Consider the following 782-nt stretch of genomic DNA (forward strand, 5'->3'; position numbering starts at 1 on the left):
GATCAACCTAAGTTCTTAATTTTGTGGAGGAGATAAGCTCCTGACACTGATGGTCAGGAGCTTGGCGTAATTACGCTTTTTTACGACGTGTTGCCGCTAATCCTGCTAGCCCGATAGCAAACAAAGCTAAAGTGCCCGGCTCAGATACTTCAACATCGTTGATTTCTCTGAACAGTTTTGTTCTCAATGCAGCTTCAAAGTCAGTGCTGAAGTTGTTCGCAGTAACAAAAAAACCTCCGCCAGCAGTGGTTAAGCTTGTTAAAAAGTTTTGTCCACTCGCGTTGGTCAATGCATCCCCTACACCAATGGCGTTAACAGTAATACCGTTTGAATTCGCTGTTGTTGCTGCACTAATTGCTGCGTCATATGCACTCTCGCCCCCACAAGCATTACCACATACATTAGGGAAACCGTCTGTAGAGATATCGATGATTAAACTGTCACCATCAATTGAGTTTGATGTAATGCTGTTTGCGGCATCAGTAATAGCTTGGGCAGTATTAGTCGTGCCTGATGTATAGCTAAGACCGGTTGTCACGCCTCCGTCGAATAATCCACCAAACGCAGCGGCTTCTGTATCATTTGTCAAATGCGTCCATGAAATTGCTTCGGTTACACCAGATGAGAAGCGCCAAGCACTTACATACAATTCGTCATTTGATGTAACAACGTTCGTAAAAAAGTCATCTTGGAAAATGTTTTTATAGGCATCTAGTTGTGCGTTGTAATTGGTTGAGCCGATACTTCCTGAGCTGTCGATAACAAGCGCAAGCTCTATTACG

Annotated in this window: 1 protein-coding gene; it reads right to left on the bottom strand. The window is 43.7% G+C overall.

Features of this window, described 5'->3' with window-relative positions:
* Positions 1-70: 70 nt before the first annotated feature.
* Positions 71-782: DUF1194 domain-containing protein (locus A3739_RS03890; protein ID WP_068500394.1), on the bottom strand; the 712-nt coding region annotated here is incomplete at its 5' end.

It is taken from the genome of Oleiphilus sp. HI0067 (assembly GCF_001635735.1).